The 17,369-nt window shown below is 69.7% G+C and carries 19 protein-coding genes; 11 read left to right on the top strand and 8 right to left on the bottom strand.

Going from position 1 to position 17,369, the window contains the following annotated elements:
* Nucleotides 1–50: 50 nt before the first annotated feature.
* Complete coding sequence (locus tag DJ017_RS07685) at nt 51–2,840, bottom strand: ATP-dependent DNA helicase (RefSeq protein WP_111528162.1); 2,790 nt, start codon at nt 2,838–2,840, stop codon at nt 51–53.
* A 255-nt stretch (nt 2,841–3,095) separates the two neighbouring features.
* Between DJ017_RS07685 and DJ017_RS07680 the strand changes: the two genes are divergently transcribed.
* From DJ017_RS07680 to DJ017_RS20060, 3 genes are all read left to right on the top strand, one after another.
* Complete coding sequence (locus DJ017_RS07680; protein WP_111528161.1) at nt 3,096–3,500, top strand: endonuclease domain-containing protein; 405 nt, start codon at nt 3,096–3,098, stop codon at nt 3,498–3,500.
* Between the two features lie 221 nt (nt 3,501–3,721).
* Nucleotides 3,722–4,663 (top strand): IS1595 family transposase, encoded by a 942-nt coding sequence (locus DJ017_RS07675; RefSeq protein ID WP_111528160.1) that lies wholly within the window; start codon nt 3,722–3,724, stop codon nt 4,661–4,663.
* Between the two features lie 47 nt (nt 4,664–4,710).
* Nucleotides 4,711–5,031, top strand: coding sequence for a hypothetical protein (locus tag DJ017_RS20060; protein WP_133255410.1), 321 nt, complete (start codon nt 4,711–4,713; stop codon nt 5,029–5,031).
* Here the strand turns inward: DJ017_RS20060 and DJ017_RS20300 are convergent.
* Nucleotides 5,021–5,161, bottom strand: a complete 141-nt coding sequence (locus DJ017_RS20300) for a hypothetical protein (RefSeq protein ID WP_165830561.1) — start codon at nt 5,159–5,161, stop codon at nt 5,021–5,023. The two genes, DJ017_RS20060 and DJ017_RS20300, sit on opposite strands and share 11 nt — an antisense overlap.
* Between DJ017_RS20300 and DJ017_RS07670 the strand changes: the two genes are divergently transcribed.
* Nucleotides 5,160–5,795: a hypothetical protein gene (locus tag DJ017_RS07670; RefSeq protein WP_111528159.1), complete on the top strand. Its 636-nt coding sequence runs from the start codon at nt 5,160–5,162 to the stop codon at nt 5,793–5,795. The genes DJ017_RS20300 and DJ017_RS07670 overlap by 2 nt on opposite strands.
* A gap of 197 nt (nt 5,796–5,992) precedes the next feature.
* Nucleotides 5,993–6,706: a terminase small subunit-like protein gene (locus tag DJ017_RS07665; protein ID WP_111528158.1), complete on the top strand. Its 714-nt coding sequence runs from the start codon at nt 5,993–5,995 to the stop codon at nt 6,704–6,706.
* Nucleotides 6,707–6,743: 37 nt separating this feature from the next.
* Here DJ017_RS07665 and DJ017_RS07660 read toward each other — a convergent pair whose 3' ends face one another.
* Entirely contained in the window at nt 6,744–7,790 is a 1,047-nt protein-coding gene (locus DJ017_RS07660; RefSeq protein WP_111528157.1) for a calcium-binding protein, read from the bottom strand.
* A gap of 289 nt (nt 7,791–8,079) precedes the next feature.
* Here DJ017_RS07660 and DJ017_RS07655 point away from each other — a divergent pair, with 289 nt between their 5' ends.
* Together DJ017_RS07655 and DJ017_RS07650 are read left to right on the top strand one after the other, a co-directional pair.
* Nucleotides 8,080–8,310, top strand: a complete 231-nt coding sequence (locus tag DJ017_RS07655) for a hypothetical protein (protein ID WP_111528156.1) — start codon at nt 8,080–8,082, stop codon at nt 8,308–8,310.
* Nucleotides 8,311–8,386: 76 nt separating this feature from the next.
* Nucleotides 8,387–9,631, top strand: coding sequence for a cytochrome P450 (locus DJ017_RS07650; protein ID WP_111528155.1), 1,245 nt, complete (start codon nt 8,387–8,389; stop codon nt 9,629–9,631).
* A 2-nt stretch (nt 9,632–9,633) separates the two neighbouring features.
* Here the strand turns inward: DJ017_RS07650 and DJ017_RS07645 are convergent, their stop codons facing one another.
* Nucleotides 9,634–10,605, bottom strand: coding sequence for an SDR family NAD(P)-dependent oxidoreductase (locus tag DJ017_RS07645; protein WP_111528154.1), 972 nt, complete (start codon nt 10,603–10,605; stop codon nt 9,634–9,636).
* A 131-nt stretch (nt 10,606–10,736) separates the two neighbouring features.
* On the opposite strand from DJ017_RS07645, the gene DJ017_RS07640 reads away from it, so the two are divergent.
* Nucleotides 10,737–11,345, top strand: coding sequence for a CAP domain-containing protein (locus tag DJ017_RS07640; RefSeq protein WP_111528153.1), 609 nt, complete (start codon nt 10,737–10,739; stop codon nt 11,343–11,345).
* A gap of 7 nt (nt 11,346–11,352) precedes the next feature.
* On the opposite strand, the gene DJ017_RS07635 is transcribed toward DJ017_RS07640, so the two are convergent.
* Nucleotides 11,353–11,700 carry a YciI family protein gene (locus DJ017_RS07635; RefSeq protein ID WP_111528152.1) on the bottom strand — a complete coding sequence of 116 codons (348 nt, stop codon included), beginning with the start codon at nt 11,698–11,700 and terminating at the stop codon, nt 11,353–11,355.
* 76 nt (nt 11,701–11,776) lie between these two features.
* On the opposite strand from DJ017_RS07635, the gene DJ017_RS07630 reads away from it, so the two are divergent.
* Both DJ017_RS07630 and DJ017_RS07625 read left to right on the top strand, forming a co-directional pair.
* Nucleotides 11,777–12,490 carry an SDR family NAD(P)-dependent oxidoreductase gene (locus DJ017_RS07630; protein WP_111528151.1) on the top strand — a complete coding sequence of 238 codons (714 nt, stop codon included), beginning with the start codon at nt 11,777–11,779 and terminating at the stop codon, nt 12,488–12,490.
* A 171-nt stretch (nt 12,491–12,661) separates the two neighbouring features.
* On the top strand, nt 12,662–13,114 hold the full coding sequence (locus DJ017_RS07625; protein WP_111528150.1) for a glycine zipper domain-containing protein: 453 nt from the start codon (nt 12,662–12,664) through the stop codon (nt 13,112–13,114).
* Nucleotides 13,115–13,207: 93 nt separating this feature from the next.
* Here DJ017_RS07625 and DJ017_RS07620 read toward each other — a convergent pair whose 3' ends face one another.
* Entirely contained in the window at nt 13,208–14,119 is a 912-nt protein-coding gene (locus tag DJ017_RS07620; protein ID WP_111528149.1) for a LysR family transcriptional regulator, read from the bottom strand.
* Nucleotides 14,120–14,206: 87 nt separating this feature from the next.
* Between DJ017_RS07620 and DJ017_RS07615 the strand changes: the two genes are divergently transcribed.
* The gene (locus DJ017_RS07615; RefSeq protein ID WP_111528148.1) at nt 14,207–14,617 is read left to right on the top strand and encodes an ester cyclase; all 411 of its coding nucleotides are present in this window, start codon (nt 14,207–14,209) and stop codon (nt 14,615–14,617) included.
* Nucleotides 14,618–14,621: 4 nt separating this feature from the next.
* Here DJ017_RS07615 and DJ017_RS07610 read toward each other — a convergent pair whose 3' ends face one another.
* Nucleotides 14,622–15,689, bottom strand: coding sequence for an alpha/beta fold hydrolase (locus DJ017_RS07610; protein ID WP_111528147.1), 1,068 nt, complete (start codon nt 15,687–15,689; stop codon nt 14,622–14,624).
* A complete protein-coding gene (locus DJ017_RS07605; RefSeq protein WP_227000062.1) occupies nt 15,686–17,344 on the bottom strand; it encodes a S10 family peptidase in 1,659 nt (552 codons plus the stop codon). Before DJ017_RS07605 ends, DJ017_RS07610 begins: the two co-directional genes overlap by 4 nt.
* Between the last annotated feature and the right edge of the window lie 25 nt (nt 17,345–17,369).

The following is a 17,369-nucleotide window of genomic DNA, read 5'->3' as shown; positions in this document are numbered from 1 at the left end:
CCTCATCCGACCTCCTTCGGAGGCCACCTTCTCCCGCAAGGGGAGAAGGTTCACGGCAGGAACCCCGCCACTTCCTCGATCGCCTCCACGAGGCTGACGCGCTTCAGCTCCACGCCCTCGGGCAAGCTCGAGAACAGGCGGCTCGGCGAGCTCGCGTCCAGCATCACGAACACGCCCTTGTCGTCCGCCCGCCGGATCAGCCGCCCGAAGGCCTGGGCGATCCGCGCCCGCGCTACCGCGTCGTCGTAGCTCTTGTTGCCGAACCGCGCCCGCCGGGCCTTGTGCAACAGGTCGGGCCTCGGCCACGGCACCCGGTCGAACACCAGCAGGCGCAGCGAGCGGCCGGGCACGTCGACGCCGTCGCGCACCGCATCGGTGCCCAGCAGGCAGGCGTCTTCCTCGGCCCGGAAGATGTCGACCAGCGCCCCCACCTCCAGCGGGTCCACGTGCTGGGCGTAGAGCGCCAGCCCCTTGTCGGCGAGCGGGGCGGCGATCCGCTCGTGCACGGCCTTCAGCCGCCGGATCGCGGTGAACAGGCCAAGCCCGCCGCCGCCCGCCGCCAGGAACAGCTCGCGCATCGCCGCCGCCACCTGGCGCGGGTCGTCGCGGCCGACGTCCGTCACCACCAGCGCCCGGGCGTTGGCCGCGTAGTCGAAGGGGGAGGCGAGCTTCATCGTCTTCGGCCGCTCCGGCAGCCGCGCCGCCCCGGTGCGCATCTCGGCCAGCGCGAACGGGTCGTCCAGCGTCGGGTCGGTCAGGGTCGCGCTGGTCACCAGGACCCCGTGGGCCGGGGCGATGACCGCGTTGGTCAGGGGCTCGGTCGGGTCCACCCAGTGGCGGCGGCAGGCGGCGTCCACCACCCGCCCGTAGAGGAAGGTGGCGTCGAACCAGTCCACGAAGTCCGGGTCGTCCTCGGCGTCCTCGTCGATGGCCCGCAGCATCGATCGCCAGGCCGGCAGGGTCATGCGCGCCCGCTTGTCGAGGCCGCGCAGCGCCCCCTCGATCCGCGCCTTCTCCGAGGGCCCCAGGGTCGCGGCCTCGGCGTCCAGCAGGTCCTCCAGGCGCCGCGCCAGGGCCAGCAAGGGCGCCTCGACGCCGGCCAGGGCGGCGGATGCCTCCCGCGCGGTCTGGCGGACGAGGTCGAGGGCCGGGCGGGCGGCGCACTCCATCCCCACCTCGCTCGGCGCCGAGCGCGCGCGAAGCTGCTCCAGCACCGCCACCAGGAAGTGCTCGATCGGTCCGATCGGGTTCACCTCGCCGTTGGGCGGGGCGATCCGCCCGCTCCAGCCTTCGCCCGGCAGGGCCGCGGCGGCGCGGCTGGCGTCCATCAGCGCCCCCTTGGCCTCCTCCGAACCGCCGAGCACGTCCATCAGCCGCGCCTCGAGCCCGCGGCCGCGCCGGCCGCGCCCTTCCGGCCCGCGAATCCAGCGCCGCATCTCCGCCGCCTCGGCCCCCGACAGCGCCGCCGAGAAGGCGCTGTCCGCCGCGTCGAACAGGTGGTGGCCCTCGTCGAAGACGATCCGCTTCAGCAGGCTCGTCTCGGTGTCCGCCTTGGATCCGCGCGCCGCCCGCGCCCCGTCGAACGCCGCCTGGGTCATGACCAGCGCATGGTTGGCGATGACGATGTCGGCCCGGCGCGAGCCGCGGATCGCCTTTTCCACGAAACAGGCCCGGTAGTGGGCGCAGCCGGCGTGGATGCACTCGCCCCGCCGGTCCACGAGGTTGGCCGCCGAGGCGGCCGCCGCCGGCGACACCGCGAACAGCGTCGGCAGCCAGGCCGGGAAGTCGCCGCCGGTCATGTCCCCGTCGCGGCTCGCCCGCGCCCAGCGGGCCGTCAGGCCCATGCCCACCAAGTCCCCGGCCCCGAGCTGGGCGGCGTTCACCTGCTCCTGGAAATTCAGCAGGCACAGGTAGTTCTCGCGCCCCTTGCGGACGACCGCCTTCTTGGCCCGCGTCTTCTCGTCCGGGAACAGCGAGCGGCTCTCCCGCTCGATCTGCCGCTGCAGCGCGCGGGTGTAGGTCGAGACCCACACCGCCCCGGCATTGGCCTCCGCCCACAGCGAGGCCGGCGCCAGGTACGCCAGGGTCTTGCCGACCCCCGTCCCCGCCTCGGCCAGGGTGAACCGCGGCTCGCCCTCCCGCTCGCGGGGCTGGAACGACCAGGCCGCCTCGGCGGCGTATTCCGCCTGACTGGGCCGCGGCTCCACGAGCCCCGAGCGCGCCAAGAGCTCGGCCAGCCGCTCGGCCGCCTTGGCCGGCTCCAGCGGCTTCGACCCCGCCTCGCCGGGTGGCGCCTCGGCCTCCCACTCGGAGATGCGCGTCCACACATCCAGGCCCGACGAGCGGAACGCGTTGCCGACCGGGGCGGAGCGCAGCGCCCCGACCACCGCCGAGCCCCAGGCCCAGCCGCCGCGCTGCAGGGTCTCGGCCACCGCCAGCGCCTCTTCGCGCGACGGCTCCGGCGTCGCCGCCAGCTCCGCCAGCAGGGCGACGCACACCGTTCTCAGGGCCGCCGCCTGCGCCTCCGCGCCCTTCGGCTCGGCCATGCCCATGGCCAGCGCGAGCCCCGCCGCCGAGGGCGCGGCGAACCGCGCCGGCCGCACGAAGGCGAACAGCTCCAGGGCGTCGAAGATCCGCGGCGAGCGCGGCGGCGCATGCAGCCCGAGCCGCCGCGCCGTCATCGCCGCGTGGGCCAGCAGCACCGGCTGCGTCTCGAATAGATCCCGCGCATCGGGCGCGCGCAGCGCCTGCGCGCCGGCCGCATCCGCCACGGCCGCCCGCGGTCCAGGCAGCACCACGAGCGCAGGCGCGAAATCGGTCACGGCAGGGGAGAGAGTCACCCGTTCAGACTAGGCGCAGAGCCCCCCGAACGAAAGAGGAACCGCACAACGTGACAACTCGCCTCTCCCGCGCCAGCGGGAGAGGGTAGGGTGAGGGCCGGCTCGTGCAGAAGGTTCTGCGCCGGATGACATGCCAAGGGCCCTCGACCCGACATCCGGAGCCGGCCCAGCCGGCCCTCACCCTCCCCTCTCCCAAGCTGCCGCTCGGGAGAGGCGGCGCTTGCATCGACTTCATGTTCCCGTATTGTTCCCTTCATGGGCGTGATCCGAGACCGCGAGGCCCGTCGCCGCCAGCGCCGCGCGCAAGCCCTGCGCCGGGCCGACACCGACGCCGAAGCCCGCCTCTGGACCTCGCTCCGCGACCGCAAGCTCGGCGGCTGGAAGTGGCGACGCCAGGTTCCCGTCGGCCCCTACGTCGTCGACTTCCTCTGCGTCGAGGCGCGGCTGGCGGTCGAACTCGACGGCGGCCAGCACGCCGAACAGGTCGCCTACGACCAGCGCCGAACGGCCTTTCTCGAGCGACAGGGCCTCAAGGTCCTCCGCTTCTGGAACGTCCAGGTCCTGGCCGACCGAAACGCCGTCTGCCTCACGATCCTCCACGCCTGCGGCGGCGACCGCCCAAACTCGCCTCTCCCGCGCCAGCGGGAGAGGATAGGGTGAGGGCCGGCTCGTGCAGAAGGTTCTGCGCCGGATGACATGCCAAGGGCCCTCGACCCGACATCCGGAGCCGGCCCAGCCGGCCCTCACCCTACCCTCTCCCAAGCTGCCGCTCGGGAGAGGATGTTTGTTCCCTATTTGTTCTTGACACTCCCCGGCAGTTATATACTTTACAAAGCAGGGCGGATTTGGCATAACAGCGGAGTCAGAACGGACCCGCCGCCATGAACCTCACGAACCCCATCTTCCAAGACGCCGAGAAGGCCCGCGAGCACCTCGAAAAGACGCGCTGGCCTCAGGGTCCGATCTGCCCGCACTGCGGCGTGCTCAATGAGGCGACGCTGGTTGGCGGCAAGGCCGCTCGCGCGGGCTGCTACCAGTGCAACGCCTGCCGTGGTCAGTTCTCGGTGACGGTCGGGACCGTGTTCGAGTCGTCCAAGGTGCCGCTGAACAAGTGGCTGCTCGCCACCTACCTCATGTCGGCCAGCAAGAAGGGCGTCTCCGCCCACCAGCTGCACCGCACGCTCGGCGTCACCTACAAAACGGCGTGGTTCATGGCGCATCGCATCCGCGAGGCCATGAACCCCACCTCACCGGGTCCTCTCGGCGGTCATGGCAAGGTTGTTGAAGCCGACGAGACCTACGTGGGTGGCAAGGAGGCCAACAAGCACCGCAACAAGCGCGCGGCGAAGATGGACGTGTTCGGCCGCAAGGAGGCCGTCCTGTCGCTGGTCGAGCGTGGCGGCGCGGTGCGCTCGTTCCACGTCCCCAACGTCACGGCGAAGACCCTGCGCCCCATCATTGTGAAGACCGCGCATCGCGCGTCTCACCTCATGACGGACGGGGCTCAGTTCTACAAAAAGACCGGCAAGGAGTTCGCCTGGCACTCGTCCGTTGACCACGCGGCCGGTGAGTACGTCCGCATGGGCTTCCACCACTCGAACACGGTCGAGAACTACTTCTCGATCCTCAAGCGCGGGATCACCGGGACCTTCCATCACGTCTCGGAAGCGCACCTCGCGCGCTACCTTGCCGAGTTCGATTTCCGCTACTCGCACCGCTCCGGCCTCGGTGTGAACGATGGCCAGCGCGCCGAGCTGATCCTCCAGAACATCGAAGGTAAGCGCCTCACCTATCGGCGGTCTGACGAAGCCGCGCACGCGTAAGCAGAAAGCGCGTAAGCTACTCGCCAAACGTCGTCGGGGGGCGAACGGTGCCTAAGCACAAAGAAGACTGGTTCAGGGAGTTCGACGAACAGGGCGAGGCAGAGGTGCGAAAGCGCTTCAACCTAGGCCACATGCGCGGACTGGAAGAAACCTTCGCTCGTCAGTGGCTAGCTCAGCGGGACACCGAAAACAGCGAGGCTTCCCACTCCGAGCAAATGGACTTGAGCCGCCGCGCTGCCAAGGCGGCAGAGGACGCGGCGAGCGCAGCCCGCAGCGCAAACGCCCAAGCAAGGACCGCCAACAAGATCGCTATGGCGGCGCTCGTGGCGGCGATTGTTGCGATCATCGTGTCAGCCCTCAAACCTTAGGCTTACGCTTCGGCGTCGCCTTGGGCTCATTGTGCGGCTTGTGGGGCGTGCTCAGCAGGTTGCTGACCGCCTCGTTGAAGCGGCGCTCCGCTTCCTTATCGTCTTCAAGTTCGGGGGGCTTGTCGGTCATGACGGAGAACATTTTCGCTCAGGCGCTAGAGGAACCCTACCACGACTACTGGCACCAGCTCGGCAAGTTCGTTGACCGTTTCGCGTCGATCGAGCGATCCATGCAGTCCATCCTTCGCCGACTTGCGGGGGTCTCCGATCCAATCGGAGCAGCCGTGTTCAGCGGCGTGAAGGTTGATGCCGCCTCCAGCATTATCAACCGTATCTGCGACGCGACCGGGCAGGATGAGCTGAAAGCGCGCCTGAAACCTGCGCTCGACCAACTCGGCGTGATCAACAATGTGCGGAACAATATCCTTCACTGGGGCGCCAGCCGCGACTCCAACTCCGGCGAGTTCATCGTCTCCAACGCGTACTGGGCCGCCTCTGCTGACCGGCTGAGGGAATATCGGGTCACTCCGATAGATCTGCAGGCCATGATCGTAGACCTGCACCGGATCGGCCTCCTGCTCGCGAGGGAGGAGTTCACCGAGGAGGAACTCCTCAAGAGTCGGATCGCGCAGAGGGTCTTCGCGGAAGTTCAAGCTGGCGCATGGCATTATAAATCGCCTCAGCAACAGCCTCCGAAGACTGCGCGCCAGCCGCAAGCTCCAAAGCGACAGCGCCAGCGCGACGCATCTCAGCGGTCACACTGACGCCCTCACACGCCTGGAACGCAGGCGAATCATAGTCTCCGACGGGCTGCTTTGTCATGTATATAACTGCCCACTCCCCCTCGCCCGTGACACCCTGCTGGCTCGCGCATCTGCGCCAGGACCCGCGACCGCCCCAGGCGGCGCGGCTGGCCGGCGCCCGCGCCCTGCCAATCAACCGCCCCAGGGAACACCGAGGCATGTCCTTCGAGGTGACGCCGGAGTCTGCCGGCCTGTCGCGCTACACCCCCGAGCAGGGCCGCGCGCTCTGCGCCCGCGTGGCGGCCGGCGAGAGCCTGCGCCGGATCGGCGCCGAGGCGGGCTGGCCTTCGCCCCAGACCGCCTGGAAGTGGGCCGTCGCCCATCCAGAATTCGGCGAGGCGCTCTCCGCCGCTCAGCGGGCGGCCCGCATCGGCGCGCGCCTGGCCGACCGGGACCGGCAGCTCTCCCGCGCCGCGCGGCGCGAGCCCTGGCGACGGGGTCGGCCTCCGATGTACGGGCCGGCCCTCGTGGAGGAGATCTGCATGCGCCTGTCCGAGGGCGAGAGCCTGATCGCGATCACCCGCGACCCCGACATGCCGTGCTATCGCACCGTCCTGAAGTGGGCGCGGGACAAGCCGGAGTTCGCCGACGCCTACACCGAGGCCCGCCGCCTGCAGGCGGACCACCTGGCCGACGAGGCGCACGAGATCGTCATGGCCTCGACCCACGCCACCGTCTGGTCCGATCGGCTGCGCTTCGCCTTCATCCGCTGGCGCGCCGCCAACCTCGCGCCCAAGAAGTACGCCGAGCGGGTCGTCGTCGCAGAGACCCTGAGGCCGCCCGAGACCGCTCAGGGCCTCACGGTCATCGTCAAGCGCTACTCGGAGATCACGCCCGAGGAATACGCCCGGGCGGAGGAAGGGGAGCCCTGAGCTTGCGCTTCAGAGCCCCCCTCGCCGGTCGCCCCCATCAAGCCCCGAAGATCCAGCCCTGCGGCAGGTCGGCGAGGTTCACGCCGACCAGCGTCGTCGTCGCGCCGCCGCCCAGGGTGATCACCACGTCGGCGCCGACCTGGGCCGTCGTGTAGGCGGTCCCCGGATCGAGCTGGATGCGGTCGCCTTCGGCGGCGTGGAAGTCGGTGATCCGGTCGAGGCCGCCGCCGGAGAAGGCGCGGAAGGTGTCGGCCCCGGGCCCGCCGGTCAGGGTGTCGTTGCCGAGGTCGCCGGTGATCCAGTCGTTGCCGTCGTCGCCATAGAGCACGTCGTCGTTCTGGCCGCCGCGGACCACGTCGTCCCCCGCCCCGCCATAGCCGGTGTCGTTGCCGACATTGCCGTTGACGATGTCCTTGCCGGCGTCGCCGTAGAGCACGTCGCTGTCCTTGCCGCCGGTCACCCAGTCGTCGCCGGCGTTGCCGTGCACGGTGTCGTTGCCGACGTTGCCGTTGGTGCGGTCGAAGTCGGCGCCGCCGTTGATGGAATCGTTGCCGTCGCCGCCCTGCAGGAAGTTCTGGCCGTCCTCGTCGGTGAGCGTGTCGTTGCCGGCGTCGCCGGTCATGGTGTCGGCGCCCGAACCGGAGCTCGCCACGCCATCGGCGCCTCCGTCCATGACGTCGTTGCCGCCGCCGCCGGACATCACGTCGTCGCCGGCGAAGCCGCCGATGGTGTCGGCGCCGATCGAGCCGGTGAAGGTGTCCGCCCCGCCCAGCACACCCTTCATGGCGCCGACGGTGTCGCCGGTGTTGGCCCAATACTCCCAGGTCGTCACCGGGATCGACATGCCGGTGACCTGATAGATCAGCTGCCCCGCCTGGCTCACCTGAAGGCCGGTCACCAGGCCGCCGGTGGGATAGCCGAAGCTGTCGTAGGTGAAGCCCGTGCCGGCGAAGCTGATCGTCTGGCCGTAGTAGTCCTCGACGTACTGGGTCGGGGTCTCCAGCGTCACCGTGCCGTCGAGCAGGACGCTCACGTCCAGGCCGTTCATGTCGACGCCCGCCGGGCCGGTGATCAGAGTGGGCATGGCGGCCCTCCGCAAGCTTTACCTATGTGAAGGTCTAGCACCGCACAGCGAGATCTCCGCAAGTCGTTCTCGCCTAAGTCGAGTTGCCGACAGACGGCGACGGCGCGCCGTTTTCCAGCCGGCGCCCTCCCGTTCCTCTCGATTGTCGAAATCCGGACGTGGAGGTGTCGCCGCGAATCCGCGCCCTACTCGAAATGAGCAGCCAGCAGTTGAGAATGACAGTGAATATCGTTCACACAACCTAGGCTTGGTGGCGCTGGGTCAGACTCCGGTTTCAGTTGTACACCTCATGCGCGAGCTGAATTGGCCCAAGTCGATCGCCTGGCCCCAAGTGGAGATCCGCGTCCTCGGCGCGGCCCTCGCCGCCCCGATTGTGCTGTTCTTCTCCGGCGATCCCGCCGGGCTCATCGAGGGCGTGAGAAACCTGTTGCGCGAGGTTCCCGAAGGCGACCGGATCGAGGTGCTGCTCGGCGCCCAGCTCCTGGCGATCCTCGAACGGGCCCCCGTCGCGCTTCACTGACGCCCCGCTTTCCCTCGGGTCACACTTGAGGCCGGACTGAACGGCGTTAAGTTTGGCGGGCCCAGGGAGGCCCGCCATGGACCAGACGTCGGACAAGCCCCTTCCCTCGATCCTCGAGCTGACGCCGCTCAACGAAGCCTACCGCGCCGATCCCTATTCCCTGCTCGCCGACCTCCGGCGCCGCTGTCCCGCCCACAAGGACGAGATGTCCGGCGCGGTGATCCTCTCGCGCTATGCCGACGTGCGCGGGGTGGTGAACGACCGCGACCTGTGGCGCGACCCGCTGCGGGGCAACGACAGCCTCATGCGCCGCCGGTTCGGCGGCGAGGTCGACCTCTCCCTGCCGCGCAGCTCGACCACCTCGATCCTGCAGCTCGACGATCCCGACCACGCCCGCGTGCGCCAGCCGCTGTCCCAGGCGCTCTACGCCAGGGTGGCCAGGTTCAAGCCGCAGGTGGAGCGCATCGTCGAGGAGACCCTCGATCGCCTGCCCGCCGACGGAACGACCTTCGACCTGATGGCCGGCTACTGCGTGCCGATCCCGATCGACGTCATCGCCTCCATCCTCGGCGTCGACCATGCGCGCCTCGCTGAGTTCCGGGAATGGTCCGAGGGCGTGATCCAGGGGCTGAACCCCTTCCGCACGGCCGAGCAGACGGCCCAGATGGAGGCCGCCGGCGCCTCGCTCAACGCCTACTTCACCGAGCAGCTCGCCGACCGCCGCAAGAACCCGCGCGACGACCTGCTGTCCGACATGGTCCAGCTCCAGGCGGCGGGCGCCCAGCTCTCCGACGACGAGCTGCGCATCAACCTCCAGGCCCTGCTGGTGGGCGGCAACCTGACCACCACCGACCTGATCGGCAACGGCGTGCGCCTGCTGCTGCTCCACCCAGCCGAGCTCGCCAAGCTCAAGGCCGACTTCGGCATCGTCAGCGCCGTGGTCGAGGAGGTGCTGCGCTATGAGCCGCCGGTGGACATGACCGGCCGCATCGCCTCGGCCGAGATGGAGGTGGGCGGCTGCCCGGTGGCGCAGGGCCAGGCGCTGAACCCGCACCTGCGCGCAGCCAACCGCGACCCCGAGGTGTTCGAGGATCCCGACCGCTTCGACGTCTCCCGCAAGCACAGGCCGCACGTGGCCTTCGGCGGCGGGGCCCACATCTGCATCGGCGCGCCGCTCGCCCGGCTCGAGGCCCAGGTGGCGCTGGTCAAGCTGTTCCAGCGCTTCCCGGACCTGCGGCTCGCCGACCCTGCCGCGGCGCCGGAGTGGCGACGCCTGCCGTTCTTCCGCGGCCTCGAGCGGCTCGAGGTGGCGGCCCGCTAGGCTCAGCCGCCGAGCTTCCAGCCCACTTCCTGGATCAGCCGCTCGAAGAAGGCCGGCTCGTAGGCGTTCTCCGGGTCGGCGCGGACCAGCTCGTCCATGCGGTGGGCGTCGGCGCCGACGAGGATCCGCCAGCGCTCGGCCTTGACCCCGTCGAGGATGATCTTGGCCGCCTCGGCCGCCGTCGTCGGGGCTTCTTCCAGGAACCGGCGATGCTGCTCGGCGGCGAGGGCGCGGATGGCGTCGTCGGTGAGCTGGGCGGTGTCGAGGCCCATCCGCCCGATGCGGGCGCGGGCGCGCTCGATGTCCTCGCCGGACAGCTCGTCGGCGTCCGTGCCGGTCATCACCTTGCGCGAGTTGGCGACGATCGAGGTGCCGATGTGGCCGGGCATGACGACGCTCGCCTTGATGTGCGGCGCGGTCAGCCGCAGGTCGGTGACCAGAGCCTCGGTGAACCCCTTCACCGCGAACTTCGCCGCCGCGTAGGCGGTGTGGCTGACCTGCGGCCCGAGGGAGGCCCAGAAGCCGTTCACCGACGACGTATTCACGATGTGCCCCTCGTCCGCGTTCAGCATCAGCGGCAGGAAGGTGCGGCAACCGAGGTAGACGCCGCCCCAGCAGACGTTGAACGTCCGCTCCCACTCCTCCCGCGGATCGTTGACGAAGCTGCCGCCGCCGCCGATCCCGGCGTTGTTGAACAGCAGGTGCAGCTTGTCCGTCTGCTGCTGCTCCTCGAACTCCTTGCGGAACCGCTGCAGCTGGCTCTCGTCCGAGACGTCGGCGATGTGGGTGGTGACGCGCGTGCCCTGCGGCGGCCGGTCTTCCTCGATCAGGGCCACCGTCTCGGCCATGTTCTTCTGGCTGACGTCGCACATGGCCACGTTGCAGCCCTCTGCCGCGAGCTGGCGCGCGAGCTCGCGCCCCATCCCCGTGCCGCCGCCGGTCACCACCGCGAACCTGCCGGTGAACTCCTTCATGGCCTTCCTCCCTATGTCTTTGCCCGGACGACACTGCGGCTGACCACGCGGAAGTCAAAGCGCCGCAGCGCGGGCTTAACCGGCGCATGCTAGCCAGCGCTCGGGACGGGTGACGAAGTTGGGGGTCATCCATGCGCAGGCTGTGCGCCGCTTCCGCCGCCCTCGCCGCGCTTTCCATCGTGTCCGCCGCCGCGCCGGCCAGCGCGGGCGGCGTCGAATCCGCGGTGCTGGCGGAGGTGAACTTCGCCCGCACTCACCCAGCCGAATACGCCCGCCAGCTCCGCAAGGACGCCTATGTGGGCGGCGTCGTCGGCTACTCCGAGATCGGCAATGAGGACGTGGATGCGCTCTCCGAAGCGATCGAGTTCCTGATGCGCCAGTCGCCGCTGCCGCCGCTGTCGGCCAGCGAGGCGCTGGCGGCGGCCGCCCAGGCCCACGCCTCGGCCCAGGGCCGCGCCGGCCAGGTCGGCCACGTCAGTCCGACGGGCGCCACCCTCTCCGAGCGGCTCCACGCCCACGGCGTCTGGGCGGGCCTCGCAGCCGAGAACATCTCCTACGGCTACGAGGACCCGCGCGAGGTGGTGCGACAGCTGATCATCGATTCCGGCGTGCCGGGCCGCGGCCACCGCCAGAACATCTTCGGCGCTCACTACCAGTCGGCCGGCGTCTCCTGCGCGCCGCACCGCGCCTATGGCGCCATGTGCGTCATCGATTTCGCCGGCGCCCTCGTCAGGCGCTAGGGAAGCGTCAGGCCGGCTGCGGCTCGGGCGCGAACTCCAGGATCTGGCGAATCTCCACCGTGCCGTCGCCGGCGACCTTCAGGAAGGCCTTGCAGGCCTCGACCACCGCGGCCTTGGACGGCGCCTCAAGGAAGGCGAAGCCGCCGGCCCGGACGATCTCCGGCTCGACCGTGAACTCGCCGCCGACGAGGGTGAGGCGCGCGCACGCCTCGCGCGGCGTGAGCGGCTCGGTGGAGATCAGAATCCCCTTGGCGGTCCACTCCTCGATCAGAGCGCCCATGGCGGCCATGTGCTCGGGGGTGGGGGAGCCGCCCTCTTCGCTGGAGGTCGGGTGGTAGATGGTCAGGAAACGCATGGGGGTCCTCACGTGGCTGTCTGAGCCAAGGACGACCGGGGGTGCGCCATCCCGACATGCAGGTTAGGACCGGGTCATGACCCAGACTCATGTGCTCGTCACCGGCTCCACGCGCGGCATCGGGGCCGCAGTGGCCGAACGGCTGACCCGCAAGGACGCCCGCGTGGTCGGTCACGGCCGCACCGCCTCGGACGGCGTCATCGCCGCCGATCTCTCCGATCCTGCCGCCGCCGACCGCCTGTGGAGCGAGGCGCTGGCCCGGCTCGACGGCCGCATCGACGTGCTGGTCAACAACGCCGGGGTGTTCGAGCCGGTGAGCCTCGACGCTTCGCTGGACGAATGGCAGGCCGGCTGGGCCCGGACGATGCAGATCAACCTGCAGGCCTCCGCCGACCTCTGCCGCGCGGCGATCCGGCATTTCCGCGAGCGGGGCGGCGGCGGACGGATCGTCAACGTGGCGAGCCGGGCCGCCTATCGCGGCGACAGCCCCAGCCACTGGCACTACGCGGCCTCCAAGGCGGGCATGGTGGGCATGACCAAGTCGATCGCCCGCGGCTATGCCGCCGAAGGCGTCCTGGCCTTCGCCGTCTGCCCCGGGTTCGTGATGACTGGCATGGCCGAGGACTATCTGGCGAGCCGCGGCGGCGACAAGCTGCTGGCCGACATCCCGTTGGGCCGGGTGGCCGAGCCGCAGGAGGTGGCCAGCACGGTCGCCTATCTGGCGTTGGAGGCGCCCGCATCGATGACCGGCGCGGTGATCGACATCAACGGCGCGAGCTTCGTGCGCTGACAGTCCAGCTGGACGCAGCTCAGGTTTCGGAGAGTAGAGCGCATCGGCTCTCGAAGATGAACAGAACATAACGAGGCGTTCACGGAGCCATTCAAGGCGCCGGGTGTTTAATGCGCTCCATGGGCCGCAGCGAGTGTGTTGTCGGCCAGCAACTGAGGATTGGAGCGATCCATGAGAACCGCCGCTGTTACCGGCGCCGTGATCGCCGCTCTGGCGGCCGGCGCCATCGCCACCCCTTCGTTCGCGCAGGATCCCTGTCACCGTAGCTCGAGCGGCACGACCGGCGCCGTGATCGGCGGCCTGGCCGGCGCGGCCATCGGCTCGAACGTGGCGGCCCACGGCCGCCGCACCGAAGGTTCCATCGTCGGCGGCCTCGCCGGCGCCCTGGTTGGCAACGCCATCGGCCGCTCGTCCGCCAAGACGCGGTGCGACTACGGCTACAACGGCCGCTACTACAATAACGGCTATTACAATAATGGCTATTACGGCAGCAGCTACTACGACAACAGCTACGCCAACCGCGGCTACTACGATCGCTACGGCTATTACCGTCAGCCGAGCTACAACACCTACAACAACGGCTATTACAACGGGTACTACAACGGCTACTCGTACCCCTACTAATCAGACTTAGGGCCGCGTCCCGACACACACACGAGGCCCTTTGAACGAGGCGGCCGCATCCCAGCCGGGGTGCGGCCGCCGTCTTTTTGGGGCTCAGGCTTGTGGGTCGAGCAGGCGGCGCTGCGCGCGGACTTCGCGGGCCAAGGCCTCGACGAACGGGCGCACGAGGTCGGAGCGGCGCTGGCTCTCGTGGTACAGCAGCCAGAGTTCGGACCGCAGCTCCGGCGGCGGAGGAAGGCAGCGCAGGAGCTCCTCGGACGTCTCGCCGATCACGCAGGGCAGGACCGAGACGCCGACGCCGGCCGCCACGAGCGCCGCAAGGTTCGGGATGGTGTTGCACCGGCAGACCACCTCAGCGGCCGACGCCTGGGCCTCCAGCCAGGTCAAAGGCGCGATCGCCGCGAGCGGCCCCTCACCGGCGACCAACAGGTGATCCGCGAGGCTTTCCGGCGTGCCGGGGCGGCCATAGGCGGCGGCGTAGGCGCGGCTGCAATAGAGGCTCCAGCAGCTGTCGGGCAGCCGCTGGCCAATGAGCGAGGGCTCCGTCGGCGTGGAGCCGACCCTCAGCGCCACGTCCGCCTCGGCATGGACGAGGTCGAGCCGCCGGTCGTCGACGACGATCTCCACCTTCAGACCCGGGTGGTCGCGGCGCAGGCGGAAGACAACGGGACCGAGAAGATGGGCCACCATGGTCTCGGTGGCGGTGACGCGGACGCGACCCTCGAGCCGGCGCCGACGACCGACGGCGAAGGCCTGGAAGGCGTCCATCTCCGCCTCCACCCGCTCAGCACGGGCCATGAGGTCCTCGCGCCCCTCCACCAGGTGGAATCCGTCCGGCCGACGCTCGAAGAGCGGCTGCCCGAGCGCCCCCTCGAGAGCCGTGATGCGGCGCGAGACGGTGGTCGCGTCGACGCCGAGCTCGCGCGCGGCGGCGGCCGCGGAGCCGGTGCGCCCCACGGCGAGGGCGACGCGGAGGTCGTTCCAGTCGAGCATCTTGACCTGCAATCTTGCAGGATAGTCCTGCACACATGTGCATAGCGCGCCTGCGCGGGCGCGCCTAGCTCATCGGCGACATCAGCAAGGAGCGGCGCGATGAGTGCGGAGGCCCGGAAGGCCGTGGTGGCCAGCTATGTGGAGGCGTTCAACGCCGGCGATTGGCCTACGCTGCGGCGTCTGTTCGCGTCCAACGCGACGATCCGCGGGGTGCTGGGCTGGGGGAACATCGACGAGGTCGCCATGCCGGTCTGGAAGGAGCTTCACGACGGGCTGCAGATGAAGCTCGCCATCGACGGGCTCGTGGCCGACGGCGAGGCGGTGGCCGCCCGCTTCACCGAGACCGGCGCCTTCGTCGGGCCGTTCCGCGGGCTGGCCGGTCTCGAGCCCACCGGCAAGAGTTACGAGCTCGTCGCCATGGAATGGTTCGAGTTCGAGGACGGTCTGATCGCGCGCCGCTGGGGCGCGCGGGATTCCGCGGCCCAGCGACGGATGGTGACGGAGGGCTGAGGCCCTATTCCGAGCGCTTGAGCAGGGCGGCCAGTTCGTCCTGCCACAGCGCGGCCCAGGTGTGGGTCCCGTGGCCATGGGTCTTGGGACTCGTGGGGATGAGGACGAAGCGGCCATTCGTGAGGCGGGGCGCCATCTTCTCCGCGACGCCGAGCTCCGGCGGGTTGATGAAGTCGTCGGCCGAGTTCACCCAGGTGATCGGCGCAGTGATCTTCTCGAGGTCCTTGGAGGGATCGTAGGTCCGCGAGGCGGCGATGGCGTAGAGAAGGTCATTGGCGTCCAGGCCATTCAGGCGCGCCGGCAGCTGGGCCTCGTACCAGGCCTTCACCTTCTCGCCGGTGGGCAGCTCGAGCTGCAGGGGCAGCGGCGTCGCCCCGGCGATGATCAGCAGATTCTCCGCGCCGCGCAGGCCCTGCGCCGGCTCTTGGCTGTAGTCGCCGCCCGCCCAGGCCGGATCGGCGGTGATCGAGTCCATAGCCATCTGCCGCCAGAGCCGATTGCGGCCGGCGATCTCGATGGGCAGGCAGGCGAGCGGCATCAGCGCCCTCGCCGCCTCGGGCCAGGCCTCCCCCCACATGAAGCTGTGCATGCAACCCATCGAGGTGCCCATCACCAGCCGCAGGCGGTTCACGCCGAGGCCCTCCGTGACGAGCGCATGCTCGGCTTCGACCATGTCGCCGTAGTCGTACTTGGGGAACCTCATGCGCAGGCCGTCGGACGGCTTGGACGAGCCGCCATGGCCGATGTCGTCGGGCATGATCAGGAAGTACTTCGCCGGGTCCAGCACGCCGCCCGGGACCATCAGCACGTCAGCGAACTGCGGGGCGGTGAACTGGCGGCCCGTACCCCCAGTGCCGTGCAGGATGAGCACGGCGTTGTCGATCTGGCCGTGCGCATCGCGATGCGGGGTCCCCACCGTCCAGTAGTGGATCTTCAGCTCCGCCAGGTTCTCGCCCGAGCGGAAGTGGAAATCCTTGATCAGGAACTCGTGCGGCTGGAATTCCGGCGCAGCCTCGGCCGCGCCGGCGAGCGTGACAACGAGAGCCGCCGCCAGGGCTGAGATCCACCTCATCGCGTCGCCTCGTCGATCATCCGCGCGACGTCCGCGCGCATGGCGCGGAAGGCGTCCGGGTTCAGATAGACCATGTGTCCCGACGGATAGTAGGCGAACCGCACGTTGCCGCGCAGCGACGGCTCCAGCCACATGTGGGAAAGGTCGTATTCCGTCCCGAAGAACGGCGTCGCCATGTCGTAGACCCCGTTCAGCGAATAGACGTGCAGGTGCGGGTTCTGGCGGATCGCCGCGCCAAGGTCCTGGGCGGTGTCGGCGACGCTGGAGGCGAAGCGGGCGCCGGGCGCCTTGTGCTTCCAGTTCCAGCCCATGTTGATGCCCTGCCCCGACGGGCGATAGGTCATGTTGGTCTGGTAGCCCAGGTCACGCTCCAAATAGTCGTGGACCGCGCCGATGAAGGCGCCGGAGACCGCCACGTCGGACGGATCGTACTCGGGCCCCTCACCGGCCGCGTCGGCGTCGAAGCCGGTGTAGCGGCTATCATAGCGCCCCAGCGTCCGCCGCTGGTCGCGCAGCAGCTCCTTTCTGAACCGCGACAGATCCAGGCGCAGGTTCACCCGCTTCAGGTAGTCGACGGAGATGCCGGTGTAGGCGCTCATCTGCCGCGCCGTGGCGTCGAGCTCAGCGTCGGAGATGTCATGGCCCTTGGCGAGCGCCGCCTGATAGGGCCCTCGCGCCCAGGCGCGGACCTCCTGCAGGAAGCCGTCGAGGTTGGCCGGCTGCGGGATCTTGTGGTGGTAGGCCGCCGTCGCCGCGTAGCTCGGCAGGTAGGTGACGTAGATCTGGTCGAAGCCGGCGTCGCGGATCCCGTAGTTTAGGATCGAGGACAGCAGGAAGACGCCGTTGAACTGCATCCCCTGCTGCTGCAGCGCATAGACCAGGCCCGCCGAGCGGGTCGTGCCGTAGCTCTCGCCGAACAGGAACTTGGGGCTGTTCCAGCGGTGGTTGACGGTGACGTAGCGCGTGATGCCGCGGGCGAAGGCGTCGATGTCCTCGTCCACGCCCCAGAACTTCTCGCCCTTGGTGTCGCCAAGCGGGCGCGAGTAGCCGGCGCCGATGGCGTCGAGGAAGACCATGTCGGTCTTGTCGATTAGGCTATCGGGATTGGGGCCGAGCGGGAACGGCGCCGGGCCCACGTACTGGGCGTTGGGCGTCTTCACCCGCACCGGCGCGAAGGAGCCCATGTGCAGCCACATGGACGCCGATCCAGGACCGCCGTTGTAGAAGAAGGTCACCGGCCGCGGGGCCGCGCCCTTCATCCCATCGGCGGTGTAGGCGACGTAGAACATCGAGGCGATCGGCTTGCCGTCGTCGTCACGGATGGTGAGCGTGCCGGCGGTGGCGGTGTAGGCGACGGACTTGCCGCCGACGCTCACCGAATGGCGCGTGACGCGGGCGACTTCGGCGACCGGCGCGGTGGCGACGTCCGTGTCGGCGATGCGGCGCTCGGACGCCTCGGCGCCGCGGCTGGAGCGACGCTCCACCACCGGGCCGGACTGCTGCAGCGGCTCGTCCGGCTGGTCGCGGCGGCTGACGGCGGCGCTCGCGGGGCGCTCCTGCGTCATCGGCCGATCCGCCGTGCTCTGGGCGGCGGCGATGCCGGCGAGCGCAAGAAAAGAAATTCCCGTCAGAACAGCGATACGCGAACGGCTCATGCGATCATCCCCCCAGTGAAGGCGC

This window comes from Phenylobacterium soli (assembly GCF_003254475.1).
GTDB classification, from domain to species: domain Bacteria; phylum Pseudomonadota; class Alphaproteobacteria; order Caulobacterales; family Caulobacteraceae; genus Phenylobacterium; species Phenylobacterium soli.
This window is presented reverse-complemented; position numbering and strand designations above follow the sequence as displayed.

Coding starts and splice junctions, on each gene's coding strand:
- DJ017_RS07650 (WP_111528155.1), top strand. CDS start 8,387: ATGGACCAGACGTCGGACAAGCCCCTTCCCTCGATCCTCGAGCTGACG.
- DJ017_RS07630 (WP_111528151.1), top strand. CDS start 11,777: ATGACCCAGACTCATGTGCTCGTCACCGGCTCCACGCGCGGCATCGGG.
- DJ017_RS07635 (WP_111528152.1), bottom strand. CDS start 11,700: ATGCGTTTCCTGACCATCTACCACCCGACCTCCAGCGAAGAGGGCGGC.
- DJ017_RS07605 (WP_227000062.1), bottom strand. CDS start 17,344: ATGAGCCGTTCGCGTATCGCTGTTCTGACGGGAATTTCTTTTCTTGCG.
- DJ017_RS07615 (WP_111528148.1), top strand. CDS start 14,207: ATGAGTGCGGAGGCCCGGAAGGCCGTGGTGGCCAGCTATGTGGAGGCG.
- DJ017_RS07645 (WP_111528154.1), bottom strand. CDS start 10,605: ATGAAGGAGTTCACCGGCAGGTTCGCGGTGGTGACCGGCGGCGGCACG.
- DJ017_RS07660 (WP_111528157.1), bottom strand. CDS start 7,790: ATGCCCACTCTGATCACCGGCCCGGCGGGCGTCGACATGAACGGCCTG.
- DJ017_RS07665 (WP_111528158.1), top strand. CDS start 5,993: ATGTCCTTCGAGGTGACGCCGGAGTCTGCCGGCCTGTCGCGCTACACC.
- DJ017_RS20300 (WP_165830561.1), bottom strand. CDS start 5,161: ATGACCGACAAGCCCCCCGAACTTGAAGACGATAAGGAAGCGGAGCGC.
- DJ017_RS07675 (WP_111528160.1), top strand. CDS start 3,722: ATGAACCTCACGAACCCCATCTTCCAAGACGCCGAGAAGGCCCGCGAG.
- DJ017_RS07655 (WP_111528156.1), top strand. CDS start 8,080: ATGCGCGAGCTGAATTGGCCCAAGTCGATCGCCTGGCCCCAAGTGGAG.
- DJ017_RS07670 (WP_111528159.1), top strand. CDS start 5,160: ATGACGGAGAACATTTTCGCTCAGGCGCTAGAGGAACCCTACCACGAC.
- DJ017_RS07680 (WP_111528161.1), top strand. CDS start 3,096: ATGGGCGTGATCCGAGACCGCGAGGCCCGTCGCCGCCAGCGCCGCGCG.
- DJ017_RS07640 (WP_111528153.1), top strand. CDS start 10,737: ATGCGCAGGCTGTGCGCCGCTTCCGCCGCCCTCGCCGCGCTTTCCATC.
- DJ017_RS07625 (WP_111528150.1), top strand. CDS start 12,662: ATGAGAACCGCCGCTGTTACCGGCGCCGTGATCGCCGCTCTGGCGGCC.
- DJ017_RS07610 (WP_111528147.1), bottom strand. CDS start 15,689: ATGAGGTGGATCTCAGCCCTGGCGGCGGCTCTCGTTGTCACGCTCGCC.